Source organism: Agromyces italicus DSM 16388, from assembly GCF_000421545.1.
Taxonomy (GTDB): Bacteria; Actinomycetota; Actinomycetes; order Actinomycetales; family Microbacteriaceae; genus Agromyces; species Agromyces italicus.
Window position 1 is genome coordinate 140,656 of the sequence record NZ_ATXF01000004.1, and the last position, 21,686, is coordinate 162,341.

A 21,686-nucleotide genomic window follows, 5' to 3' on the forward strand; every position below is an offset into this window, starting at 1 on the left:
CTCAGTCTCGTCTCACATGGAGGACGTGCACCGGGCGCGTGAACGCGTCGAGCCGCACGTAGTCCGAGGCGCCCCACTCCCAGCTCGCGCCGGTGACGAGGTCGTCGACCTCGAACCGGGCGTCGTCGTCGATCCCGAGGGCCGCGAGATCGAGGTGCACCGTGGTCTCGCGGACCGAGTGGGGGTCGACGTTCGCGACGACGATGATCGTGTCGTCGCGCCCGTCGGGCGTGAACCGGCCGTCGAGGTGCTTCGAGTACACGAGCACCGAGTCGTCGTCGCTCGCGTGGACGTGCAGGTTGCGGAGCTGGGTGAGCGCCGGATGCTCGGCCCTGATGCGGTTCAGGATGCCGAGGTACAGCGCGAGCGACCTGCCCTCGGCTTCGGCCGCGGCGAAGTCGCGCGGCTTGTACTCGTACTTCTCGTTGTCGATCGCCTCTTCGGCACCGGGCCGCGCAACCGACTCGAAGAGCTCGAACCCCGAGTAGACGCCCCAGAGCGGCGCCGCGGTCGCGGCGATCGTCGCGCGCACCGTGAACGCCGCCGGGCCGCCGAACTGCAGATACTCGGTGAGGATGTCGGGGGTGTTCACGAAGAGGTTCGGCCGCATGAAGTCCGCCGTCTCCTGGGTGACGGAGGTGAGGAACTCCTCGAGTTCGGCCTTCGTGTTCCGCCAGGTGAAGTAGGAGTACGACTGCTGGAAGCCGACCATGGCGAGCGCCTGCATCATCGCCGGGCGGGTGAACGCCTCCGCGAGGAAGACGACGCCCGGGTCCTCCGCGTTCACTGCGGCGATGAGCCGCTCCCAGAACACGAGGGGCTTCGTGTGCGGGTTGTCAACGCGGAAGATGCGCACGCCCTGCGTCATCCAGTGCCGCACGACGCGCAGCACCTCGGCGAAGATGCCCTCGGGGTCGTCGTCGAAGTTCACCGGGTAGATGTCCTGGTACTTCTTCGGCGGGTTCTCGGCGTAGCGGATCGTGCCGTCGGGCAGCTGCGTGAACCAGCCGGGATGCTCGGCGACCCACGGGTGGTCGGGCGAGGCCTGGAGCGCGAGGTCGAGCGCGATCTCGAGGCCCAGTGCGTTCGCGTGGCGTACGAACGCGCGGAAGTCGGCGAGCGTGCCGAGATCGGGATGCACGGCGTCGTGGCCGCCCGGGCTGCCGTCCTTCGTCGGGCCGCCGATCGCCCACGGCGAGCCGGGGTCGTCGGGTCCGGGCGTCAGGGTGTTGTTCGGTCCCTTTCGGTTCGTCACGCCGATGGGGTGGATCGGCGGCAGGTAGACGACGTCGAAGCCCATGGCCGCGACCGCGTCGAGGCGCCGCTGCGCAGTGCGGAACGTGCCCGACTTCCACATGCCGTCCTTCAAGCGCCTCGCCCCCTCCGAGCGGGGGAAGAACTCGTACCAGGCGCCGACCCCTGCGCGCCGGCGCTCGACCAGGATCGTGTGCTCGGGGGAGTCCGTCGAGAGGCGCGCGAGCGGGTGGGAGTCGAACTCGTCGAGGAGCGGGTCGTCGATGAGCGTGCGGCGAGCAGCGACGGATGCCGCGACGTCGCGCAGCCCGGCGGCAAGCGTCGTGAGTCGTGTGCGGGCCGCGAGCGGTCGGGCCTTCTCTGCGATGGCCCGGTCGAGCAGGCGCGCGCCGAGCTCGAACATCAGCTCGGCGTCGACCCCGGCGTCGACCTTGAGCGCGGCGTCGTTTCGCCACGTCGCGACCTCGTCGTCGAAGCCCGTGACGTGCCAGCGCCACTCGCCGATCTCGCCGAGCAGCACCTCGGCCTCCCATCGGTCGGTGCCGGCCGCCAGCGGAGACATCCTCTCTCGGCGCACCTCGCCTGATGGGCTCGTGATGACGAGCATCGCGCCCACCCGGTCGTGCCCTTCGCGGAACACGGTCGCGCGAAACGGCACCACCTCGCCCTCGAACGCCTTGGGGCGCCAACGCGCATCGGGCGCAGCGGGGGTCAGCCGGGTCACGGGGATCCGGCCGGCGAGCACGGGGGCGGTCGTCACGGTTCGACCGTAGCGCGTGCGCGCCGGATCGTACTTGCGAACGCGGCCGGAACGTCATGACCGGCCGGCCGTTGAGGGTAGGTTTCGCGGCCGGCAGCGGTTCGCGAAGCTGCCGGAGTCAGGGTTTCGAGACGGCGCTGGCGCGCCGCCTCGACCCGTGCCCATCCCCGTGCCCGGGCTCAGCCCGCTCAGCGGGTGCGGGCGATCGAAGCGTACCAGCCGGCCGTCACCGCGAGCAGGTCGTCAGGCGCGAGCTCGAGGTCGAGGCCGCGGCGACCGCCCGAGACGTAGATCGTCTCGTGGAGGATCGCCGACTCGTCGAGCACCGTCGGCAGCGCCGTCTTCTGGCCGATGGGGCTGATGCCGCCGACGACGTAGCCCGTCTTGCGCTCGGCGACGGCGGGGTCGGCCATCTCTGCGCGCTTGCCCCCCAGTGCGGCGGCAAGCGCCTTCAGGTCGAGCTGCATCGCCACGGGTACGATGCCGACAGCAAGGGCGCCATCGATGCTCGCGAGCAGGGTCTTGAAGACGCGGTCGGGGTCGAGGCCGAGCTTCTCGGCGGCTTCGAGGCCGTAGGCCGCGGCGCGCGGGTCGTGGTCGTAGCCGAGTGCGGTGAACGCGACGCCGGCCCGAGTGAGGGCGACCGTCGCGGGCGTGCCTGCCGAGGCATCCGCGCGCTTGGCCATCAGGCTGCGCCCGCTGCACGGAACAGTCGCATCGACTGGGCGCCGACGATGATGGTGGTGCCTGGGGCGAGCGCCCCGGAGCCAGGCGAGCCGACTGACGTCGACGGCGCCTCGTTGGCCGAATCCCAGAGCGGCGTGTACCCGCTGACCTCGTCGTGCGACGGCAGCACGACCTCGGCGTCGGACTCGTGGGCGTGCACGACGAGGAGGATGCGGTTCGGCGCCTCGGTCTCCGGCGTCGAGGCGGCGAGGAACTGCAGCGTGCGCTCGGCGGGGGAGTTCCAGTCGTCGATGCCCATGGTCTCGCCGTCGGCGTTGAACCAGTCCATCTGCGAGGCACTCGGCACGGTCTCACCGAGCCGCCCGAAGCGAATCGGTCGCAGCGCCGGGTTCTCGGCGCGCAACCGCATCAGGTGGCGGGCGGTCTCGAGCAGCTCGGGGGCGAATCGGGGCCGGTCGGCCGTGTCCCACGCGAGCCAGGTGAGCGGCGAGTCGTGGCAGTACGCGTTGTTGTTGCCGCGTTGGCTACGGCCGAACTCGTCGCCCGCCGTGATCATCGGCACGCCCGCTGAGAGCAGCAGCGTGCCGAGCAGGTTCCGGATGCTCCGGCGCCGCGAGGCCCGCACGACCGGGTCGGCCGCCTCGCCCTCGACGCCGTGGTTGTACGAGTTGTTGGAGTCGGTGCCGTCGCGGTTCTGCTCACCGTTGCCCTGGTTGTGCTTGACGTCGTAGGCGGTGAGGTCGGCGAGCGTGAACCCGTCGTGCGCGGTCACGAAGTTGAGGCTCGCGAGGGGCCCGCGCTCGCCCGAGAATGTGTTCGACGAGCCCGCGAGACGCGTGGCGAAGCGGCCGATGCCGCTGCCCGCCGAGCCGGTCTCGCGCTCGCGCCGCAGGTCGCCGAGCCAGAATTCGCGCATGCGGTCGCGGTAGCGGTCGTTCCATTCGGTGAAGCCCGCTGGGAAGTTGCCCGTCTGCCAGCCGCCGGTGCCGAAATCCCACGGCTCGGCGATGAGTTTCGAGGCCCCGATCACCGGGTCGTCGAGCATGGCGCGCAGCAGCGGATGCTCCGGCGTGAACGTCTCGCGCTCGTCACGGCCGAGCGTGGCGGCGAGGTCGAGACGGAATCCGTCAACCTGCAGCTCGTCGGCGAAGTAGCGCATCGAGTCGAGCACGAGCCGTTGCGACGCCTCGGCGGTGAAGTCGAGGCTGTTGCCGCAACCCGTGGTGTCGACGTAGTGGCCGTGCGCGTCGTGCCGGTAGTAGGCGGCGTTGTCGATGCCCCGGAAGGAGGAGGTCGGCCCCTCGCGGCCCTCTTCGGCGGTGTGGTTGTAGACGACGTCGAGCACGACCTCGAGGCCGGCCTCGTGCAGGCGCCGCACCATGCCGGCGAACTCGCGTCGGACGGCGGCGGCACCTTCGGCTCGAGCCGCCGAGCTCGCGTACGGCGAGTGGGCGGTGAAGAACGCGAGCGTGTTGTAGCCCCAGTAGTTGATCTTGCCCTGGCGCACGAGGCGCTCCTCCGACACGAACGCGTGTACGGGCAGCAGTTCGACGGTTGTGATGCCGAGGTTCACGAGGTACTCGAGCGAGGCGTCGTGCGCGAGGCCGGCGTAGGTGCCGCGCAGGGGCTCGGGCACGGCGGGATTCAGCTTCGAGAAGCCCCGCACGTGTGTTTCATAGACCACGGTGCGGTCGAGTGGAACGCGGGGCTTGGCCGAAACGCCCCACTCGAAGCCCGTCGCGGTGAGCGGCTCGAGAGCGACGCCGCGCCACGAGCCGTCGTCGGCGCGCGCGAGTCCGCGGGCGTAGGGATCGAGCAGGGTGTGTACCGGGTTGAACGCGTGCGGGGCTCCCGCAGGCCCGTCGACGCGCAGGCCGTAGTGGGCGCCCGGGCGGAGTTCGGTCGACTCGCCCTGCCAGACGCCGTGGTCGCCCCGCACGAGGGGAGTGCGGGCGATCACGCAGTCGAGGTCGTCGGCGTCGAACACGACGAGGTCGACCGAGGTCGCGTGCTGCGACCAGACCCTCGCGACCCCGCCGTCGGCGCCCGCATGCACACCGAGGTCGTGCAGGGGATCGCGCTCAGGCATGCGATCTACAGTAGTTCGTGGAGGCGAGACGCCTGCAAGTGCATACACGCCCGTGTCGCGTACGCATTCGGTCACACCCCGGAGGTCACATGGTCTACCTCGACCACGCCGCGACCACGCCGATGCTGCCTGAGGCCATCGACGCGCTCACGGCCGCGCTCGCCGTGGTGGGCAACCCGTCATCGATCCACAGCGCGGGCCAGCAGGCCAAGCGCCTGCTCGAGGAGTCGCGCGAGCAGATCGCTGCGACGCTCGGCGCCGACGGCATCGAGATCGTGTTCACGGGCAACGGCACCGAGGCGGTGAACCTCGCGATCAAGGGGCTCTGGTGGCAGCGGCATACGGCTGCCGGGGTAGTGGCGGGGGCCGCCGAGGCGCCTGTCGCGCGTCGCCGCATCCTCATGCCGGCGGGGGAGCACCACGCCACGATCGACACCGTCGAGTGGCTCGTCGCCCACGAGGGGGCCGAGGTGGTCGAGCTGCCGATCGACGAGGTGGGCCGGGTTCGCCTCGACGTGCTCGCAGACGAGCTCGACCGTGACGCGGCATCCGTCGCCCTCGTCACCATGCTCTGGGCCAACAACGAGGTCGGCACGATCGAGCCCGTCGAAGAGGCGGCGCGTATGACCGCTCGCGCGGGCGTGCCGCTGCACGTCGATGCGATCGCCGCCTACGGGCAGGTCCCGATCGACTTCCACGGCATTCGACGTGCGACGGATGCCCCGCGCGGCGCCGGACTCGTCGCCCTCAGCGTCTCGGCGCACAAGATCGGCGGGCCCGCGGGCATCGGCGCGCTCGTGCTCGACCGCTCGGCGGCCGTCGAACCGCTCATCCACGGAGGCGGCCAGCAGCGCAAGGTGCGCTCGGGCACGCAGGACGTGGCGGCCGCGGTCTCGTTCGCGGCGGCGGCGAAGGTGACCGCGTCGCGTCTGGGCGACGATGCGGCGAGGATGTCGGCGCTTCGCGACCGACTCGTCGCGGGCGTCGCGGCGACCGTGCCCGACGCACGCCTGTCGGGCGACGTCGGCCCCGGGGCATCCGTTCGACTGCCCGGCAATGCGCACTTCTCGTTTCCCGGCTGCGAGGGCGACTCGCTGCTCTTCCTCCTCGATGCGGCCGGGGTCGCCGTCTCGACCGGCTCGGCCTGCCAGGCGGGCGTGCCCGAACCCTCCCATGTGCTGATGGCGATGGGCCGGAGCGAGGCCGACGCGCGCGGCGCACTGCGCATCACGATCGGCCACAGCTCGACCGACGCCGACGTCGACGCGTTCCTCTCGGCGCTGCCTGCGGCGCATGCACTCGCCGCGAAGGCCGGTCTCGCGGCCCGGGCGACCTCCTTCGACCGCTGAGATCGCGGCTTCTCCGGAGCGTGGTTGCCGAGAACCCTGTTTCTCAGGAAACTCGGGCACCGGGCGTCCCTCGTGCGGCCGAAATCTCCTGAGAAACGTCGTTATCCGGGTGCCGCCTCCTGAGAAACGTGGGGTGTCGGGAAACACGGAGGTGCGCTTGCCTACACTGGAGGGGTGAAGGTTCTCGCAGCGATGAGCGGCGGCGTCGACAGCGCCGTCGCCGCTGCGCGCGCCGTCGAGGCGGGCCACGAGGTCGTCGGGGTGCATCTCGCGCTCAGCCGCATGCCGGGCACGCTCCGCACCGGCAGCCGCGGCTGCTGCACCATCGAAGACTCGATGGACGCGCAGCGGGCTGCGAACGTCCTCGGTATCCCGTACTACGTGTGGGACTTCTCCGAGCGGTTCAAGGCCGACGTCGTCGACGACTTCATCGCCGAGTACTCGGCGGGGCGCACCCCGAACCCCTGCATGCGCTGCAACGAGCGGATCAAGTTCGCCGCCCTCCTCGAGAAGGCGCTCGCGCTCGGCTTCGACGCCGTCGCCACCGGCCACTACGCGAAGGTCGTGACCGGCGCCTCGGGCGCGCTCGAACTGCACCGCGCGAACGCGGAGTCGAAAGACCAGTCGTACGTGCTCGGCGTGCTCACGGCCGAGCAGCTCGCCCACGCCTACTTCCCGCTCGGCGACACCGCCTCGAAGCAGCTCGTCCGCGCCGAGGCCGCCGAGCGCGGCCTCAGCGTCGCGCAGAAGCCCGACTCCTACGACATCTGCTTCATCCCCGACGGCGACACGAAGGGCTGGCTCGCCGAGCGCGTCGGCACCGAGACCGGCGACATCGTCGACCGCTCGGGCGCCGTCGTCGGCTCGCACGAGGGCGCCCACGCGTTCACCGTCGGCCAGCGCCGCGGCATGCGGCTCGGCACCCCAGCGTCCGACGGCAAGCCCCGCTTCGTGCTCGAGGTGCGACCGAAGGAGAACACCGTCGTCGTCGGCCCGAAGGAGGCGCTCGCGATCGGCCTCATCGCCGGGTCGCGCTACTCCTGGGCCGGCCTCGACCCAGTGGCATCCGGTCTCGTGGCCGCCGACGGCGAGGCGTTCGACTGCGAGGTGCAGATCAGGGCGCACGCCGATCCGGTGCCCGCGTCGGCCGTGCTCGACGGCGGCGAACTCGTCGTCACCCCGGTGCAGCCGCTCGACGGCGTCGCCCCCGGCCAGACCGCCGTCATCTACGTCGGCACCCGCGTGCTCGGCCAGTTCACGATCGACCGCACCGTCAGCGCGGTGCCCGTGGGGGCGTAGCGGGCGAGTCCGCGCGGCACGCCCCCGCTGCACCGCTCAGCGGAGTTGCGCGAACGCCTCGGCGTCGGCGGTCGGCCCGACGATGAGGATCGTGTCGCCCGCGTGCAGCACGGTCGCATTGTCGGCGTTCCGCCACGCCTCGTCGCCGTGCTGGTAGGCGGCGACGGTGATGCCGTGGCTCGATCTGATGCCGGTGTCGCCGAGCGGCTTGCCGTGCAGCACCGACGGGGCCGCAGTCTTCACGAGCGCGTAGCCCGGTGCGACCTCGATGTAGTCGAGGGCGGCACCGCGTACGAGGTGCGCCACGCGCCGGCCCATGTCCTTCTCGGGGTAGATCACGTGATGGACCCCGAGCTGCTCGAGGATGAGCCCGTGGCGGTCGTCGACGGCCTTCGCCCAGATGACCGGGATCTTCATGCTGAGCAGCACCGAACAGGTGAGGATCGACGCCGAGATGTCACCGCCGATCGCGACGACGACACGGTCGAACTCGTCGACGGCGAGCTGGCGCAGCGCCTCCTCCTTCGTGGAGTCGGCGCGCACGACCTGGGTGAGCTCGCCGTTCAGGGCCTGGACGAGATCCTCCTCGAGATCGATGCCGAGCACTTCGGTGCCCCCGGCCATGAGTTCGAGTGCGAGGGCGCTGCCGAAGCGGCCGAGGCCGATCACGGCGACGGAGTCGGCCTCGGCGATGCGGCGCGACGTGTCGCCGCCGAAGAGGGGGAACCTAACCAATTGCCGGCCTTTCCTTGGGGAGTTCGTAGAGGATCCGTCGCTCGCGGAGAGCGATGGCGCTGCCGAGGGTCAGCGGGCCGATGCGGCCGAGGAACATGAGCAGGACGAGCACGATCTTCGCCGCGTCGGGAAGGTCGGCGGTGATGCCGGTCGACAGTCCTACCGTGCCGAAGGCCGAGACCGCCTCGAAGAGCACCCGGTCGAGGTCCAGTCCGGTGATCATGAGCAGCACTGCGGTGCCGACGACGACCGCACCGACGGCGATGAGCACCACCGTGATCGCCTGCCGGTGCACGGCGCGGCTCAGGCGCTTGCCGAAGATGTTCACCGAGGTCTCGCCGCGCAGCTCGGTCATCATGATGAAGAAGAGCACGGCGAAGGTCGTGACCTTGATGCCGCCCGCGGTACCGGCAGGACCGCCGCCGATGAACATGAGGACGTCCATGCCGAGCCAGCTCGCGTCGTGCATCTGGCCGATGTCGATCGAGTTGAAGCCCGCGGTACGGGTCTGCACCGACTGGAAGAAGCCCGCGAGCACTCGCGCACCGGGGTCGAGTGCACCGAGCGTGCCCGGGTTGTCCCATTCGATCACCGTGAGGTAGACGGTGCCGCCGATGAGCAGTACCGCGGTTCCCCAGAGCACCAGCTTGGTGTTCATCGTCCAGTGCAGGGGGCGCCGGAACTCCTTGCGGAGTTGCATGATGACCGGGAAACCGAGACCGCCGAGGATGATGGCTGCAGAGATCGGGATGCAGACGAACGGGTCGGCGACGAACCCCATGAGGTTGTCGGTGTAGAGGGCGAAGCCCGCGTTGTTGAATGAGGACACCGCGAGGAAGCCCCCGTGCCAGGCGGCCTCGCCCACGCCGTAGCCGTACCCCAGCACGAGACGCAGCCAGAGCAGCACGAACACCGCCGCCTCGATGACGAGGGTGATCTTCACGATGCCGCGTACGAGCGCGCGGACGTCGGCGAATCCGCTCGTCTTCGTCTCGGTGGCGGTCGTGATGCGGGAGCGCACGGACAGTTTGCGCGCGAGCACGAGGCCGATGAGCGAGGCGAAGATCATGATGCCGAGACCGCCGAGCTGGATGAGCAGCATGATCACGACCTGGCCGAACGAGGTCCAGTACGTCGGGGTGTCGACGACGGTGAGGCCGGTGACGCAGACGGCGGATGTCGCCGTGAACAGCGCATCGACGAACGAGGCGCCGCCCGGGCCGACCTTGGAGATCGGCAGCATCAGCAGCGCGGTGCCGACCAGCACCGCTCCGGCGAAGCCGGCGACGACGGTCTGCGCCGGATGCAGGCTGAACGCTCTCCGGCGGGAGCCGGTTCGATCGGCCCGACCCGGGGTACGTATGGTCACCGGCTCACTGTAGTCGGTCACGCTCGGGCGTCGGGGGTCGATCGTAGTATTGGCCTGTGAGCGAGACTCCCGTCGAGAACGACCTTCCGACCGACTTCGAGACGGCGCGCGCCGAGGCCGAGGCGCTCACGGCGCGCATCGAGGTCGCCAGGCTCGCCTACTACGGCGACGGCGACTCACCGCTCGCCGACGCCGAGTACGACACCGCATTCCATCGGCTCGAGGCGATCGAGCGGGCGTTCCCCGAGCTCGCCGGCCAAGACAGCCCGACGCAGCAGGTCGGCGCAGCGGTCGTCTCGGCCGGGTTCCCCGAGCACGAGCACGCCGAGCGCATGCTGAGCCTCGACAACGTGTTCTCGATCGACGAGTTCCGCGAGTGGGCCGCGAAGGCGCAGGCCGCGGCGGGGCGACCGGTGCACTGGCTGACCGAGCTCAAGATCGACGGCCTCGCGATCAGCCTCGCCTACCGCGACGGCGTGCTCGAGACCGCGACGACTCGTGGCGACGGTCGGGTCGGCGAGAACATCACCGAGAACGTCGACCTGATCCCCGTGATCCCACGACGTCTCGAGGGTGCGGGCTACCCGTCGTTCTTCGAGGTTCGCGGGGAGGTGTTCCTGCGCACCGCCGACTTCGAGGCGCTGAACGATCGCCAGCATGCGTTGCAGGCCGCATTCGAGGCCGACTGGGCCGCGAAGGGCCGGCCGGCCGATGCGGTGCCGACCCGCTACCCAGAATTCGCGAACGCCCGCAACACCGCGGCCGGCAGCCTCCGCCAGCGGCGCGAGAAGAAGAGCGAGTTCGAGTTCGCACTCATGCGCGAACGGCTCGGCCGGCTCTCGCTCTACCTGCATGGCATCGGCGCATGGGCCGACCCCGAGGTGCGCGCGCAGTCCGAGATCTACGGGCGCCTCGCCTCATGGGGGCTGCCCGTCTCGCCGCACTCGCGCGTGTTCTCCTCGGTCGACGAGGTTGCCGACTACATCGTCGACCGCGGCGAACACCGCCACGACGTCGAGCACGAGATCGACGGCATCGTCGTGAAGATCGACGAACTCGAGCTCCACGCCGAGCTCGGGGCGACGAGCCGCGCGCCGCGTTGGGCGATCGCCTTCAAGTACCCGCCCGAAGAGGTGCACACGAAGCTCCTGGACATCGTCGTCGGGGTCGGCCGCACCGGTCGTGCGACGCCGTACGCCGTGATGGAGCCCGTGAAGGTCGCGGGCTCGACGGTCCGCCAGGCCACGCTGCACAACCAGCAGGTGGTTCGCGCCAAGGGCGTACGCATCGGCGACACCGTCGTACTGCGCAAAGCCGGCGAGGTGATCCCCGAGATCCTCGGCGCGGTCGAGCAGTTGCGTGACGGCAGCGAGGTCGAGTGGCACATGCCCGAGCTCTGCCCCGAGTGCGGTACGCCGCTGCGGGCGATGAAAGAGGGCGACATCGATCTGCGCTGCCCCAACGCGCGGTCGTGCCCGGCGCAGGTTCGCGGGCGCGTCGAGCACATCGGCTCGCGCGGCGGACTCGACATCGAGGCACTCGGAGAGGTCACCGCGGCGGCGCTGACGCAGCCCTCGTTCCCGGCCGAACCGCCGCTGGCGACCGAGGCGCGCCTCTTCCAACTCACGATCGACGAACTCGTGCCCATCGAAGTCGTCGTCCGCGACGCCGAGACCGGTGAGCCCAAGATCGACGAGGCGACCGGCGAACCCGTTCGGCGCGCTCCGTTCCAGAAGGTGCGCATCGCCTACCCGCCGGGCACCGAGCAGCTGACGCCGGCCGAACGTCGCGCAGCGGGGGTCAAGAAGGACTTCCGCGAGGTCGGTCCGTCCGAGGCGGCGACGAAACTCCTCGCCGAACTCGAGAAGGCGAAGGCGAAGCCCCTCTGGCGCCTGCTCGTCTCGCTCAACATTCGCCATGTCGGTCCGGTGGCGGCGCGGGCGCTCGCCGACTGGTTCGGCTCGCTCGCCGCCGTCCGGGCGGCATCCCGCGACGAGCTCGCCGAGGTCGACGGGGTCGGCGGCATCATCGCCGACTCCTTGATCGACTGGTTCGGCGTCGACTGGCACCTCGAGATCATCGAACTGTGGACGGCGGCGGGCGTGCAATGGGCCACCCCGGGGCATCCGGGGCCGGGTGCCGCAGCCGCGGCAGGCGGGGTGCTCTCCGGTCTCACGGTCGTCGCGACGGGCAGCCTCGATGGGTTCACCCGCGAAGGCGCGCAGGAGGCGATCATCGCCGCGGGCGGCAAGGCGGCGTCGAGCGTTTCGAAGAAGACCGACTACGTGGCCGCCGGCCCAGGGGCGGGGTCGAAGCTCGCGAAGGCCGAGGAGCTCGGCATCCGGGTACTCGACGCGGCGCAGTTCGCCGTGCTGGTGAGCGAGGGGCCCGCGGCACTCGACTGAACGCAGGCGTTCCACGGGCGCGGGCTCTCCGGTGCACCCCGATAGAATCGTTGGATTCCCACCACGAGACGACGGAGCAGCATGTCCGAAATCAGTGCGGAGCAGGTCGCGCATCTCGCGAACCTCGCACGTATCGCGCTCACCGACGAAGAGATCGGGCATTTGACGACCGAACTCGCCCAGATCATGCACGCGGTCGAGAAGGTGAGCGAGGTGGCCACGCCCGACGTGCCGCCGACGAGCCACCCGATCCCGATGCAGAACGTGTACCGCGACGACGTCGTCGGCAACACGCTGACCGCCGAGGAGGCGCTCTCGGGCGCCCCCGAGTCCGACGGTTCGCGCTTCGTGGTCACCGCGATCCTGGGAGAAGAACAGTGAGCGACGAGCTGATCCGCCTGTCCGCCGCCGAGCTCGGTGAGAAGCTCGCCGCCGGCGACGTCTCCTCGGTCGAGGCGACGCGCGCACACCTCGACCGCATCGCCGCGGTCGACGGCGCGGTGCACGCCTTCCTCCACGTCGAAGGAGAGCGCGCCCTCGAGACCGCCGCCGACCTCGACCGCCGCCGTGCCGCGGGCGAGGCCCTCGGCCCGCTCGCCGGCGTGCCGATCGCCATCAAAGACGTGCTCGTCACGAAGGGCATGCCCTCCACCTCGGGCTCGCGCATCCTCGAGGGGTGGATCCCGCCCTACGACGCCACCCCGGTCACGAAGGTCCGCGAGGCTGGGCTCATCCCGCTCGGCAAGACCAACATGGACGAGTTCGCGATGGGCTCCTCGACGGAGCACTCGGCCTACGGGCCCACCCACAACCCGTGGGATCTCGATCGCATCCCGGGCGGCTCCGGCGGCGGTTCGGCCGCGTCGGTCGCCGCGTTCGAGGCGCCGCTCGCGCTCGGCAGCGACACCGGCGGCTCGATCCGCCAGCCCGCGCACGTCACCGGCACCGTCGGCGTGAAGCCGACCTATGGCGCGGTCAGCCGCTACGGTTCGATCGCCCTGGCCTCGAGCCTCGACCAGATCGGCCCGGTCACCCGCACGGTGCTCGACGCGGCGTTGCTGCACGACGTCATCGCCGGGCACGACCCGCTCGACTCGACCTCGCTGCCGATGGCCTGGCCGTCGATGGCCGATGCCGTCAGGCGGGCGGATGTCTCGGGCCTCCGTATCGGCGTCATCAAGGAGCTCGACGGCGCGGGCTTCCAGCCCGGCGTCCGCCAGCGCTTCCACGAGGCGCTCGAGCTTCTCGAGCGGGGCGGCGCCGAGATCGTCGAGGTCAGCGCCCCCCACTTCGAGTACTCGATCGCCGCCTATTACCTGATCCTCCCGGCCGAGGCCTCGTCGAACCTCGCGAAGTTCGACTCGGTGCGGTTCGGCCTGCGGGTCACGCCCGACGGCGCCGGCACGGTCGAGCAAGTCATGTCCGCGACCCGCGAGGCGGGCTTCGGCCCCGAGGTGAAGCGCCGCATCATCCTCGGCACCTACGCGCTCTCCGCCGGCTACTACGACGCCTACTACGGCAGCGCCCAGAAGGTGCGCACGCTCGTGCAGCGCGACTTCGACGCCGCGTTCGCGAAGGTTGACGTGCTCGCCTCGCCGACCGCGCCGACCACGGCGTTCAAGTTCGGCGAGAAGCTCGCCGATCCGGTCTCGATGTACCTCAACGACATCGCGACGATCCCGGCCAACCTTGCCGGGGTGCCCGGCATCTCGGTGCCGACCGGTCTCGCCCCCGAAGACGGCCTGCCCGTCGGCATCCAGTTCCTCGCGCCGGCGCGCGAGGACGCCCGCCTCTACAACGTCGGCGGCGCGCTCGAGCAGTTGCTCGTCGCCGAGTGGGGCGGCCCGCTGCTGGGTCGGGCCCCCGACCTGACCGCACACGAGCTCTCCGCGACCGAGGAAGGCGCACTCTGATGGCCCGCGCTGAACTGATGGACTTCGACCAGGCACTCGAGCTCTTCGAACCGGTGATCGGCCTCGAGGTGCACGTCGAGCTGAACACCACGACGAAGATGTTCTCGTCGGCGCCGAACCCGGCGAACTCCGAGTTCCACGGTGCCGAGCCGAACACGCTCGTCTCGCCGGTGTGTCTGGGCCTGCCGGGGTCGCTGCCGGTCGTGAACGGCGACGCCGTGCGCAAGTCGATCTCGCTGGGTCTCGCGCTCGGCTGCTCGATCGCCCCGTCGAGCCGCTTCGCGCGCAAGAACTACTTCTACCCCGATCTGGCGAAGAACTACCAGATTTCGCAGTACGACGAGCCGATCGCCTTCGACGGCGAGCTCGAGGTCGAGATCGAGGGCGGCAAGACGTTCATGATCCCGATCGAGCGCGCCCACATGGAGGAGGACGCCGGCAAGCTGACCCACGTCGGCGGTGCGACGGGCCGCATCCAGGGCGCCGAGTACTCGCTCGTCGACTACAACCGTGCGGGCGTGCCGCTCGTCGAGATCGTCACGCGACCGATCTTCGGTGCCGAGGCGGATGCCCCGGCGCTCGCGAAGGCGTACGTCGCGACGATCCGCGACATCGCCCTCGCGCTCGGCATCTCCGAGGCGCGCATGGAGCGCGGCAACCTGCGCTGCGATGCGAACGTCTCGCTGCGCCCGCGCGGCCACGAGAAGCTCGGCACCCGCACCGAGACGAAGAACGTGAACTCGTTCCGTTCGATCGAGCGCGCGGTGCGCTACGAGATCCAGCGGCAGGCGGCGATCCTCGCCAACGGCGGCACGATCACGCAGGAGACGCGGCACTGGCACGAGGACACGGGCGCGACGAGCGCCGGTCGTCCGAAGTCCGACGCCGACGACTACCGCTACTTCCCCGAGCCCGACCTCGTGCCCGTCGTGCCGTCGGCCGAGCTCATCGACGAGCTGCGCGCGGCGCTGCCCGAGCCGCCGGCTGCACGTCGGCGTCGGCTGAAGGGCGAGTGGGGCTTCACCGACCTCGAGTTCCAGGATGTCGCGAACAGCGGACTCTTGAACGAGGTCGCCGAGACCGTCGCCGCCGGAGCCTCTCCGGCCTCGGCCCGCAAGTGGTGGACGGGTGAGCTCACCCGTCTTGCGAACGCCTCGGAGCGCGACGTCGCCGAGCTCGCCACGCCGGCGCAGGTCGCCGAGCTCGCGGCACTCGTCGATGCAGGCACGCTCACCGATCGCCTCGCCCGTCAGGTGCTCGAGGGCGTCGTCGCCGGCGAGGGTTCGCCGCAGGAGATCGTCGACGCCCGCGGTCTCGCCGTCGTCTCCGACGACGGGGCGCTCATCGCGGCGATCGACCAGGCGCTCGCCTCGCAGCCCGACGTGCTCGCGAAGATCCGCGACGGCAAGGTCCAGGCCGCCGGCGCGGTCATCGGCGCCGTCATGAAGGCGATGCAGGGCAAGGCCGATGCGGCGCGCGTGCGCGAGCTCGTCCTCGAGCGCGCGGCCGCGGTGCAGTAGCGCTTCAGCCCTCGGCGAGTCGAGAGCCGGGCGCGTCCTTCGGGTCGGCCCGGCTCTCAGCCGTTTCCGGGGGAGTGTCGAGAGAATCGAATTCCCCTTCACGATCAGCGAGGACACCATGGGATTCTTCGATCGACTCTTCGGCTCACCCGAGCAGCCCGCACCGCGGCAGTCACCGCCGGTCAGGCGGCTCAGCGATGACGAGCTCGCGCTCGAGCGCTACCGTTACCTGCTTCGCACCGCACCGCCCGAGTCGATCGAGCAGGTGCACGCCGAGGCCTTCGCGAAGCTGACGCCCGAGCAGCGGGCGGCCGTGTACCGTTCTCTCGCCGACGAGGCGCCCGCAGGGGAGCGGATCGTCTCCGACGAGCCGTCGGCCCTCGCGCGAGCGGCCACGCGCGCCGAGCTTCGCGCACCCGGCAACATGGAGCGGGCGTTCCGCGGGGCGGATGCCACCGGCGCACGCGCCGGCCAGGCCGGCCCGTCCTTCGGCCAGATGTTCGGCGGTTCGCTGCTCGGCTCGATCGCGGGCGTCGTCGTCGGCTCGGCGATCGCGCAGGCGCTGCTGCCCGACGCCTCGGCGTTCGAGGCCGGCGGCGCCGACCAGGGCGCCGACGGCGCGACCGACGCGGGCGCGGGCGAAGCCTCGGCCGACGTGGGTTCCGATTCCGGTGGCGACTTCGGCGGGTTCGGCGACTTCGGTGGGGGCGATTTCGGCGGCGGCGGCGACTTCGGGTTCTAGCCGCGTCGCCGTGGCGGCCGTTCCCCCGGCGCCATGGCTTCGCGCAGACGGCGCCGCGGGAGCGGTGTCGGTGGGCGCGGTTAGGGTCGGAGCATGAGCAAGCAGGACGGCTCGTCGAGGCAGGTGACGACGGGCCCCGTCGACGATTCGGCGACCCCGATCCTGCACGTCGACATGGACGCCTTCTTCGTCTCGGTCGAACTGCTTTCGCGACCCGAACTGCGCGGCAGGCCCGTGCTCGTCGGCGGCACGGCGGGGCGAGGCGTCGTGTCGGCCGCGAGCTACGAGGCCCGCCGCTACGGCGTGAACTCGGCGATGCCGATGTCGATCGCGCTGCAGCGCTGCCCGAACGCGGTCGTGCTCCGCGGCGACTACGCGAGCTACTCGCGCTACTCGAAGGAGGTCATGGGCATCTTCGAGTCGATCACACCGCTGGTCGAGCCGCTGTCGATCGATGAGGCGTTCCTCGACGTCTCGGGTGCGCGCCGCCTGCACGGCAGCCCCGCCGAGATCGCGTGGACGATCCGTCAGCGCGTGCAGCGCGAGACGGGCCTCACCTGTTCTATCGGGGTGGCCGCGTCGAAATACGTCGCGAAAGTCGCCTCGAGCCGGGCCAAGCCCGACGGCATGCTCGTGGTCCCGGCGTCCGAGACCGTGTCGTTCCTGCATCCTCTTCCTGTCTCGGCGTTGTGGGGGGTCGGTCGGGTGACCGAGGAGTCGCTGACACGACTCGGCCTGCGCACGGTCGGCGACGTCGCGGCGATGCCCGCTGACGCGCTCGAACGGGCGATCGGCCCGTCGCTCGCGTCGCGTCTGATGCGGCTCGCGAACGGCATCGACCCGCGCGATGTCGAGAAGGCTCGGGCCGAGAAGAGCATCGGGCACGAGGTCACCTTCGGGCACGATCTCACCGATCCCGAGCAGATCCGTCGCGAGCTGCTCCGGTTGTCCGACGACGTCGCCGTGCGGCTGCGGCGTGCCGGCCTCGTCGGCCGAACGGTCGTCTTGAAGCTCCGGTACGGCGACTTCCGCACGGTCACGCGTTCGCGTACTCTCGGCGAACCGACCGACGTCGCACGACGCATCTACGACGAGGCGCAGTCGGCGCTCCCCGAACTGCTCGGTGACGGCGCGCGAATCCGTTTGATCGGGGTGCGCGCCGAGCATCTGCGCCCGTCGGGCGGGGGTGCCATGCTCTGGGATCCCGACGAGGAGTGGCGCGAGGCCGAACGCGCGATCGACGAGGTCACCGCTCGATTCGGGCGCGGGGCGGTCAGGCCCGCGGCGCTCGTTCGAACCGGGGAGGCGGCGGCGCGGGTCGAGTCGATGCGTCGCAAGCCCATGGATGCGGAGGGCCGGGCCCGGCTCGCCGCCGAGCAGGCAGCGCAGGCAGCGCAGGCCGAAGGGCGCGCAGGGGTGGATCGAACCCAGTTCGGCGGGTAGCGTGGCGACATGGCTGATCTCGTACTCGAACTGGCAGAGACCGTCGCCGGCGTCGGCGTGAAGACCTCATACGGCGAACCGATCGACCTCGACGGCACCAAGGTCGTTCCGGTGGCCCTCGGTTACTACGGCTTCGGCGCCGGCAGCGGCAGCGACGAGAGCGGCGACCAGGCCGGTGGCGGCGGGGGCGGTGGGCTGTCCATTCCCCTCGGCGCATACGTCGGTCGTTCCGGGGGCGAGGTGCGTTTCGAGCCGAATCTGATCGGTCTCATCCTGGTCGCCACGCCGCTCGTCTGGGTGACCGGCAAGGCGCTGCGCTGGGTCATCCGAGCGCTCAAGCACTGAGCCGGGGCGACGCGGTCGCCGCCCCGGCGTATACTCGTCCTCGAACACGGGAGTCCGGTGAGCCGGGCTGAGAGGAAGGTTCTCAACCTTCGACCGTCGAACCTGATCTGGGTCATGCCAGCGCAGGGAGGGCAATCGATCTCAATATCCCGTGCCTCTTTCCACGAACCGAAAGGGCACGACAGTGCACACCACTTCCCCCACCACCCCGTCGGCACGCGAGGTCGCACCGAAGCGCACCTTCCGCTGGCGCGTCGTCGACATCGTCGTGGCGGCCGTCATCGCCGTCGCGACGGGCCTCCTGTTCCTGTTCTGGAACAACATCGGCTATGCCTGGTTCGTCGCGGCTGACGCCGTGACCCCGGGCCTCGGCGGCATCGCCGTCGGCATCTGGCTGATCGGCGGCGTGCTCGGCGGCCTCATCATCCGCAAGCCCGGGGCGGCGCTCTTCGTCGAACTCGTCGCCGCGATCGTCTCGGCGCTCATCGGCAACCAGTGGGGCATCGAGACGATCTACTCGGGCCTCGCGCAGGGCATCGGCGCCGAACTCGTCTTCGCGTTGTTCCTCTACCGTCGATTCGGGCTGACGCAGGCCATCCTCGCCGGCGCGGCAGCCGGCGCCGCCGCCTGGACGCTCGAGCTCTTCGTCTCAGGAAACCTGCAGAAGTCGGCCGAGTTCCTCGCACTCTACTTCGGCACCGTCGTCGTGTCGGGGGCGGTGCTCGCCGGCCTCGTCGGCTGGTTGCTCGTGCGCGCCCTCGCCGCGACCGGGGCGCTCAGCCGCTTCGCCGCGGGCCAGGACGTCACCCAGCGGGTGTGAGGATGTCACGTTCGTCAGCGCCGGCGCCGGCCGCCATCGAGGCGCGCGGCTGGGGGTGGCGCCATGCGTCACGGCTCCGCCCCGCGGTCGAGAAGCTCGATCTGCGCATCCACCCCGGGGAGCGGGTGCTGCTGCTCGGCCCTTCCGGAGCGGGCAAGTCGACGTTGCTGCATGCACTCGCCGGGGTGCACGGCGGCGACGACGAAGGTGAGGAGTACGGCGAGCTCATGGTCGACGGGGTCGCGCCATCGGCGGCCAGGGGGCGCGCCGGTCTCGTCCTGCAAGACCCCGATTCGCAGGTGATCCTCGCGCGGGTCGGCGACGATGTCGCGTTCGGCTGCGAGAACCTCGGGGTACCGCGCGACGAGATCTGGCCCCGAGTTCGTCGGGCGCTCGCCGACGTCGGACTGGAGTTGCCGCTCGAGCACCCGAGCTCGGCGCTCTCGGGCGGACAGAAGCAGCGGCTCGCCCTCGCCGGCGCGATCGCGATGCGTCCGGGACTCCTGCTGCTCGACGAGCCGACGGCCAACCTCGATCCCGACGGGGTGCGCGAGGTGCGAGACGCCGTCGGGCGCGTGCTCGAGCGCACGAGGGCGACACTGGTCGTCGTCGAGCACCGGGTCGACGTCTGGGTCGACCTCGTCGAGCGGGTCGTGGTGCTCGGGCGCGACGGGCGTCTGATCGCCGACGGCACGCCGGGCGTCGTCCTCGTGGAGCAGCGCCGGGAACTGCTCGACGCCGGTGTGTGGGTGCCTGGCGTGCCGCTGCCGGGTGCCGTCGCCTTCGACGTCACCGGGCAGGCGACTGCGGCGACCGAGTCCGGTTCCGCGGGCCGCAGTGCGATCGAGCACGCGCTCACCGCACGAGGCCTCGCCATCGGCCGGCGTGCGAACGCCGTCGTACAGCGCGGTCTCGAGCTCGACGTCGCTGCGGGGGCGAGCACGGTCATCACCGGTCCGAACGGCGTCGGCAAGTCGACGCTCGCGCTCACCGCGGGCGGCCTGCTCCGCCCGCTCGAGGGGCGCGTCGAGGCATCCGCTGCGCTCGCTTCCGGCCTGAAGCGCGAGCCGATCGCCTGGCGCTCGCGCGAGCTGCTCACCCGTATCGGTACCGTCTTCCAGGAGCCCGAGCACCAGTTCGTCGCGTCGACCGTCGAGGGCGAGCTCGCGGTCGGTCTCCGTGCCCTGCGGCTTGATGACGTCGCGATCGCGGCCCGTGTCCATGAACTCCTCGAACGGCTCCGCCTCGACCATCTCGCTCGCGCGAATCCCTTCACGCTGTCGGGCGGAGAGAAGCGCCGTCTCTCGGTCGCCGCGGTGCTCGCCACCCGGCCATCGGTGCTCATCCTCGACGAGCCCACCTTCGGCCAGGACCGATCGACCTGGATCGAACTCACCGCGCTCCTCCGCGAACTCGTCGACGACGGGCTCGCGCTCGTCTCCGTGACGCATGACGCCGCATTCATCGCACGGCTCGGCGACGAACGCATCGTCCTCGCGGCGTCGACGGCGAGGGAGTTCGCATGAGCGCAGAAACGTACTCGGTGCCACAGGCGGCGGCGCGTCTCCGTTTCATCGATCGGGTGAATCCCGTGAGCCGGCTCGCCGCGGCGATGCTGCTCACGACGCCGCTGCTCCTCACCGTCGACTGGGTCAGCGCCGCGACCGCGCTCGTGATCCAGCTCGTGCTGTTCGCGCTCGCGGGCGTCACACTGCCGACGCTGCTGCGCCGCGCCTGGCCGATCCTCATCGCAGCACCCGTCGCCGGCGTGAGCATGCTGCTCTACGGTCAGCCCTCCGGCGAGGAGTACTGGACCTTCTGGCTCGCCCGAATCACCGATGGTTCGATCGAACTCGCCGTCGCGGTCACCGTGCGGGTGCTCGCGATCGGCCTGCCCGCGGTGCTGCTGTTCATGCACGTCGACCCGACCGAACTCGCCGACGGGCTGGCGCAGGTGTGGCACCTGCCGAGCCGATTCGTGCTCGGTGCGCTCGCCGGCGCCAGACTGGTCGGACTCTTCATCGAGGACTGGCAGGCGATGTCGCTCAGCCGCCGGGCGCGCGGGATCGGCGACCACGGGACCGTGCGGCGGTTCGCGACGATGGCCTTCGCCCTGCTCGTGCTCGCGATCCGTCGCGGGTCGAAACTCGCGACGGCCATGGAGGCGCGCGGATTCGGCAGTGAGGTGCCGCGAACCTGGGCTCGCGAATCTCGGGTCGGATGGCCGGACCTCGTGCTCGTCGTGCTCGCCGTGACGATCGCCGCGGTCTCGATCGCGTCGGCGGTCTGGGCCGGAACCTTCCACGCGGTGTGGTCGTGAGCGACGTGACGCATCGCCGCACTGCGGCGCTGCAGCTCGTGAGGGCAGCGGTACGGCGCTCGGTCGCGGTACCGCGTTCGGTCGCGGCCGACGCGGGCGCGGGAGCCGGCCGCCGCAGCGGCCCGATCGTCGCGATCGACGGGCCGAGCGGATCGGGCAAGAGCACCTTCGCCGACGAGCTCGCCGCAGACTGGCCCGGCGGCCGCGCGCGGCTCGTGCGGCTGGACGAGGTCTACCCGGGGTGGCACGGGCTCGCAGCGGCCGCGGGGTCGCTCGATCGCACGCTGCTCGCGCCGCACGCTCGCGGGGTGCCCGGCGGCTGGCGCCGCTGGGACTGGTCCGAGGGACGCCGGGCCGGTGCGGTGGTGCTGCCACCCGGCGGCCCGCTCATCCTCGAGGGGTGCGGTGCGTTCGAGGCGGTCACCCGGCGTCCGGGTGCGGTGCGCGTCTGGTTGCAGGCCGCCGACGACACCCGCAGGCTGCGGGCGCTCGCCCGTGATGCGGGGCGATTCGACCCCTACTGGGAGCTCTGGGAGACCGAGTGGCGGCGCTACGTGCGCCGGGTGCGACCGCTTCGATCAGCCGACCTCGTGGTGACGCTCCCCGCGGTCGACTGAGCGTTTCGCCGGCGGCTTC

At 70.9% G+C, this 21,686-nt stretch carries 18 protein-coding genes and 1 riboswitch; of the genes, 13 read left to right on the forward strand and 5 right to left on the reverse strand.

Annotation, left to right across the window (positions count from 1 at the left end; genetic code table 11):
* Position 1: 1 nt before the first annotated feature.
* The 3 genes from H516_RS0101030 to glgX form a co-directional block, all read right to left on the reverse strand.
* Positions 2 to 1,999: an alpha-1,4-glucan--maltose-1-phosphate maltosyltransferase gene (locus H516_RS0101030; protein WP_084620274.1), complete on the reverse strand. Its 1,998-nt coding sequence runs from the start codon at positions 1,997 to 1,999 to the stop codon at positions 2 to 4.
* 203 nt (positions 2,000 to 2,202) lie between these two features.
* Complete coding sequence (gene ybaK / locus H516_RS0101035; RefSeq protein ID WP_022887875.1) at positions 2,203 to 2,700, reverse strand: Cys-tRNA(Pro) deacylase; 498 nt, start codon at positions 2,698 to 2,700, stop codon at positions 2,203 to 2,205.
* Entirely contained in the window at positions 2,700 to 4,790 is a 2,091-nt protein-coding gene (gene glgX / locus H516_RS0101040) for a glycogen debranching protein GlgX (RefSeq protein WP_022887876.1), read from the reverse strand. Before glgX ends, ybaK begins: the two co-directional genes overlap by 1 nt.
* 89 nt (positions 4,791 to 4,879) lie before the next feature.
* Between glgX and H516_RS0101045 the strand changes: the two genes are divergently transcribed.
* Both H516_RS0101045 and mnmA read left to right on the forward strand, forming a co-directional pair.
* Positions 4,880 to 6,139, forward strand: coding sequence for a cysteine desulfurase family protein (locus H516_RS0101045; protein ID WP_022887877.1), 1,260 nt, complete (start codon positions 4,880 to 4,882; stop codon positions 6,137 to 6,139).
* A gap of 174 nt (positions 6,140 to 6,313) precedes the next feature.
* On the forward strand, positions 6,314 to 7,438 hold the full coding sequence (gene mnmA / locus H516_RS0101050; protein WP_245561683.1) for a tRNA 2-thiouridine(34) synthase MnmA: 1,125 nt from the start codon (positions 6,314 to 6,316) through the stop codon (positions 7,436 to 7,438).
* Positions 7,439 to 7,474: 36 nt separating this feature from the next.
* Here mnmA and H516_RS0101055 read toward each other — a convergent pair whose 3' ends face one another.
* Positions 7,475 to 8,173 carry a potassium channel family protein gene (locus tag H516_RS0101055; RefSeq protein ID WP_022887879.1) on the reverse strand — a complete coding sequence of 233 codons (699 nt, stop codon included), beginning with the start codon at positions 8,171 to 8,173 and terminating at the stop codon, positions 7,475 to 7,477.
* A complete protein-coding gene (locus H516_RS0101060) occupies positions 8,166 to 9,536 on the reverse strand; it encodes a TrkH family potassium uptake protein (RefSeq protein WP_033196700.1) in 1,371 nt (456 codons plus the stop codon). The genes H516_RS0101055 and H516_RS0101060 overlap by 8 nt, the downstream gene beginning before the upstream one ends.
* 62 nt (positions 9,537 to 9,598) lie before the next feature.
* On the opposite strand from H516_RS0101060, the gene ligA reads away from it, so the two are divergent.
* From ligA to H516_RS0101115, 11 genes are all read left to right on the forward strand, one after another.
* Entirely contained in the window at positions 9,599 to 11,947 is a 2,349-nt protein-coding gene (gene ligA, locus H516_RS0101065) for an NAD-dependent DNA ligase LigA (protein WP_022887881.1), read from the forward strand.
* An 81-nt stretch (positions 11,948 to 12,028) separates the two neighbouring features.
* Complete coding sequence (gene gatC / locus H516_RS0101070; RefSeq protein WP_022887882.1) at positions 12,029 to 12,328, forward strand: Asp-tRNA(Asn)/Glu-tRNA(Gln) amidotransferase subunit GatC; 300 nt, start codon at positions 12,029 to 12,031, stop codon at positions 12,326 to 12,328.
* Positions 12,325 to 13,860: an Asp-tRNA(Asn)/Glu-tRNA(Gln) amidotransferase subunit GatA gene (gene gatA, locus H516_RS0101075; RefSeq protein WP_022887883.1), complete on the forward strand. Its 1,536-nt coding sequence runs from the start codon at positions 12,325 to 12,327 to the stop codon at positions 13,858 to 13,860. Before gatC ends, gatA begins: the two co-directional genes overlap by 4 nt.
* The gene (gene gatB, locus H516_RS0101080; RefSeq protein ID WP_022887884.1) at positions 13,860 to 15,380 is read left to right on the forward strand and encodes an Asp-tRNA(Asn)/Glu-tRNA(Gln) amidotransferase subunit GatB; all 1,521 of its coding nucleotides are present in this window, start codon (positions 13,860 to 13,862) and stop codon (positions 15,378 to 15,380) included. The genes gatA and gatB overlap by 1 nt, the downstream gene beginning before the upstream one ends.
* 118 nt (positions 15,381 to 15,498) lie before the next feature.
* The gene (locus H516_RS0101085) at positions 15,499 to 16,122 is read left to right on the forward strand and encodes a hypothetical protein (RefSeq protein WP_022887885.1); all 624 of its coding nucleotides are present in this window, start codon (positions 15,499 to 15,501) and stop codon (positions 16,120 to 16,122) included.
* Between the two features lie 93 nt (positions 16,123 to 16,215).
* The gene (locus tag H516_RS17605) at positions 16,216 to 17,565 is read left to right on the forward strand and encodes a DNA polymerase IV (protein WP_022887886.1); all 1,350 of its coding nucleotides are present in this window, start codon (positions 16,216 to 16,218) and stop codon (positions 17,563 to 17,565) included.
* Between the two features lie 9 nt (positions 17,566 to 17,574).
* A complete protein-coding gene (locus tag H516_RS0101095; RefSeq protein ID WP_022887887.1) occupies positions 17,575 to 17,910 on the forward strand; it encodes a hypothetical protein in 336 nt (111 codons plus the stop codon).
* A 36-nt stretch (positions 17,911 to 17,946) separates the two neighbouring features.
* A riboswitch (TPP riboswitch) is annotated at positions 17,947 to 18,056 on the forward strand.
* Positions 18,057 to 18,094: 38 nt separating this feature from the next.
* Positions 18,095 to 18,730 carry an ECF transporter S component gene (locus H516_RS0101100; protein ID WP_022887888.1) on the forward strand — a complete coding sequence of 212 codons (636 nt, stop codon included), beginning with the start codon at positions 18,095 to 18,097 and terminating at the stop codon, positions 18,728 to 18,730.
* 2 nt (positions 18,731 to 18,732) lie between these two features.
* On the forward strand, positions 18,733 to 20,256 hold the full coding sequence (locus H516_RS0101105) for an ABC transporter ATP-binding protein (protein WP_022887889.1): 1,524 nt from the start codon (positions 18,733 to 18,735) through the stop codon (positions 20,254 to 20,256).
* Complete coding sequence (locus H516_RS0101110) at positions 20,253 to 21,050, forward strand: energy-coupling factor transporter transmembrane component T family protein (RefSeq protein ID WP_022887890.1); 798 nt, start codon at positions 20,253 to 20,255, stop codon at positions 21,048 to 21,050. Before H516_RS0101105 ends, H516_RS0101110 begins: the two co-directional genes overlap by 4 nt.
* On the forward strand, positions 21,047 to 21,667 hold the full coding sequence (locus H516_RS0101115; protein ID WP_245561685.1) for a nucleoside/nucleotide kinase family protein: 621 nt from the start codon (positions 21,047 to 21,049) through the stop codon (positions 21,665 to 21,667). Before H516_RS0101110 ends, H516_RS0101115 begins: the two co-directional genes overlap by 4 nt.
* Positions 21,668 to 21,686 lie beyond the last annotated feature (19 nt).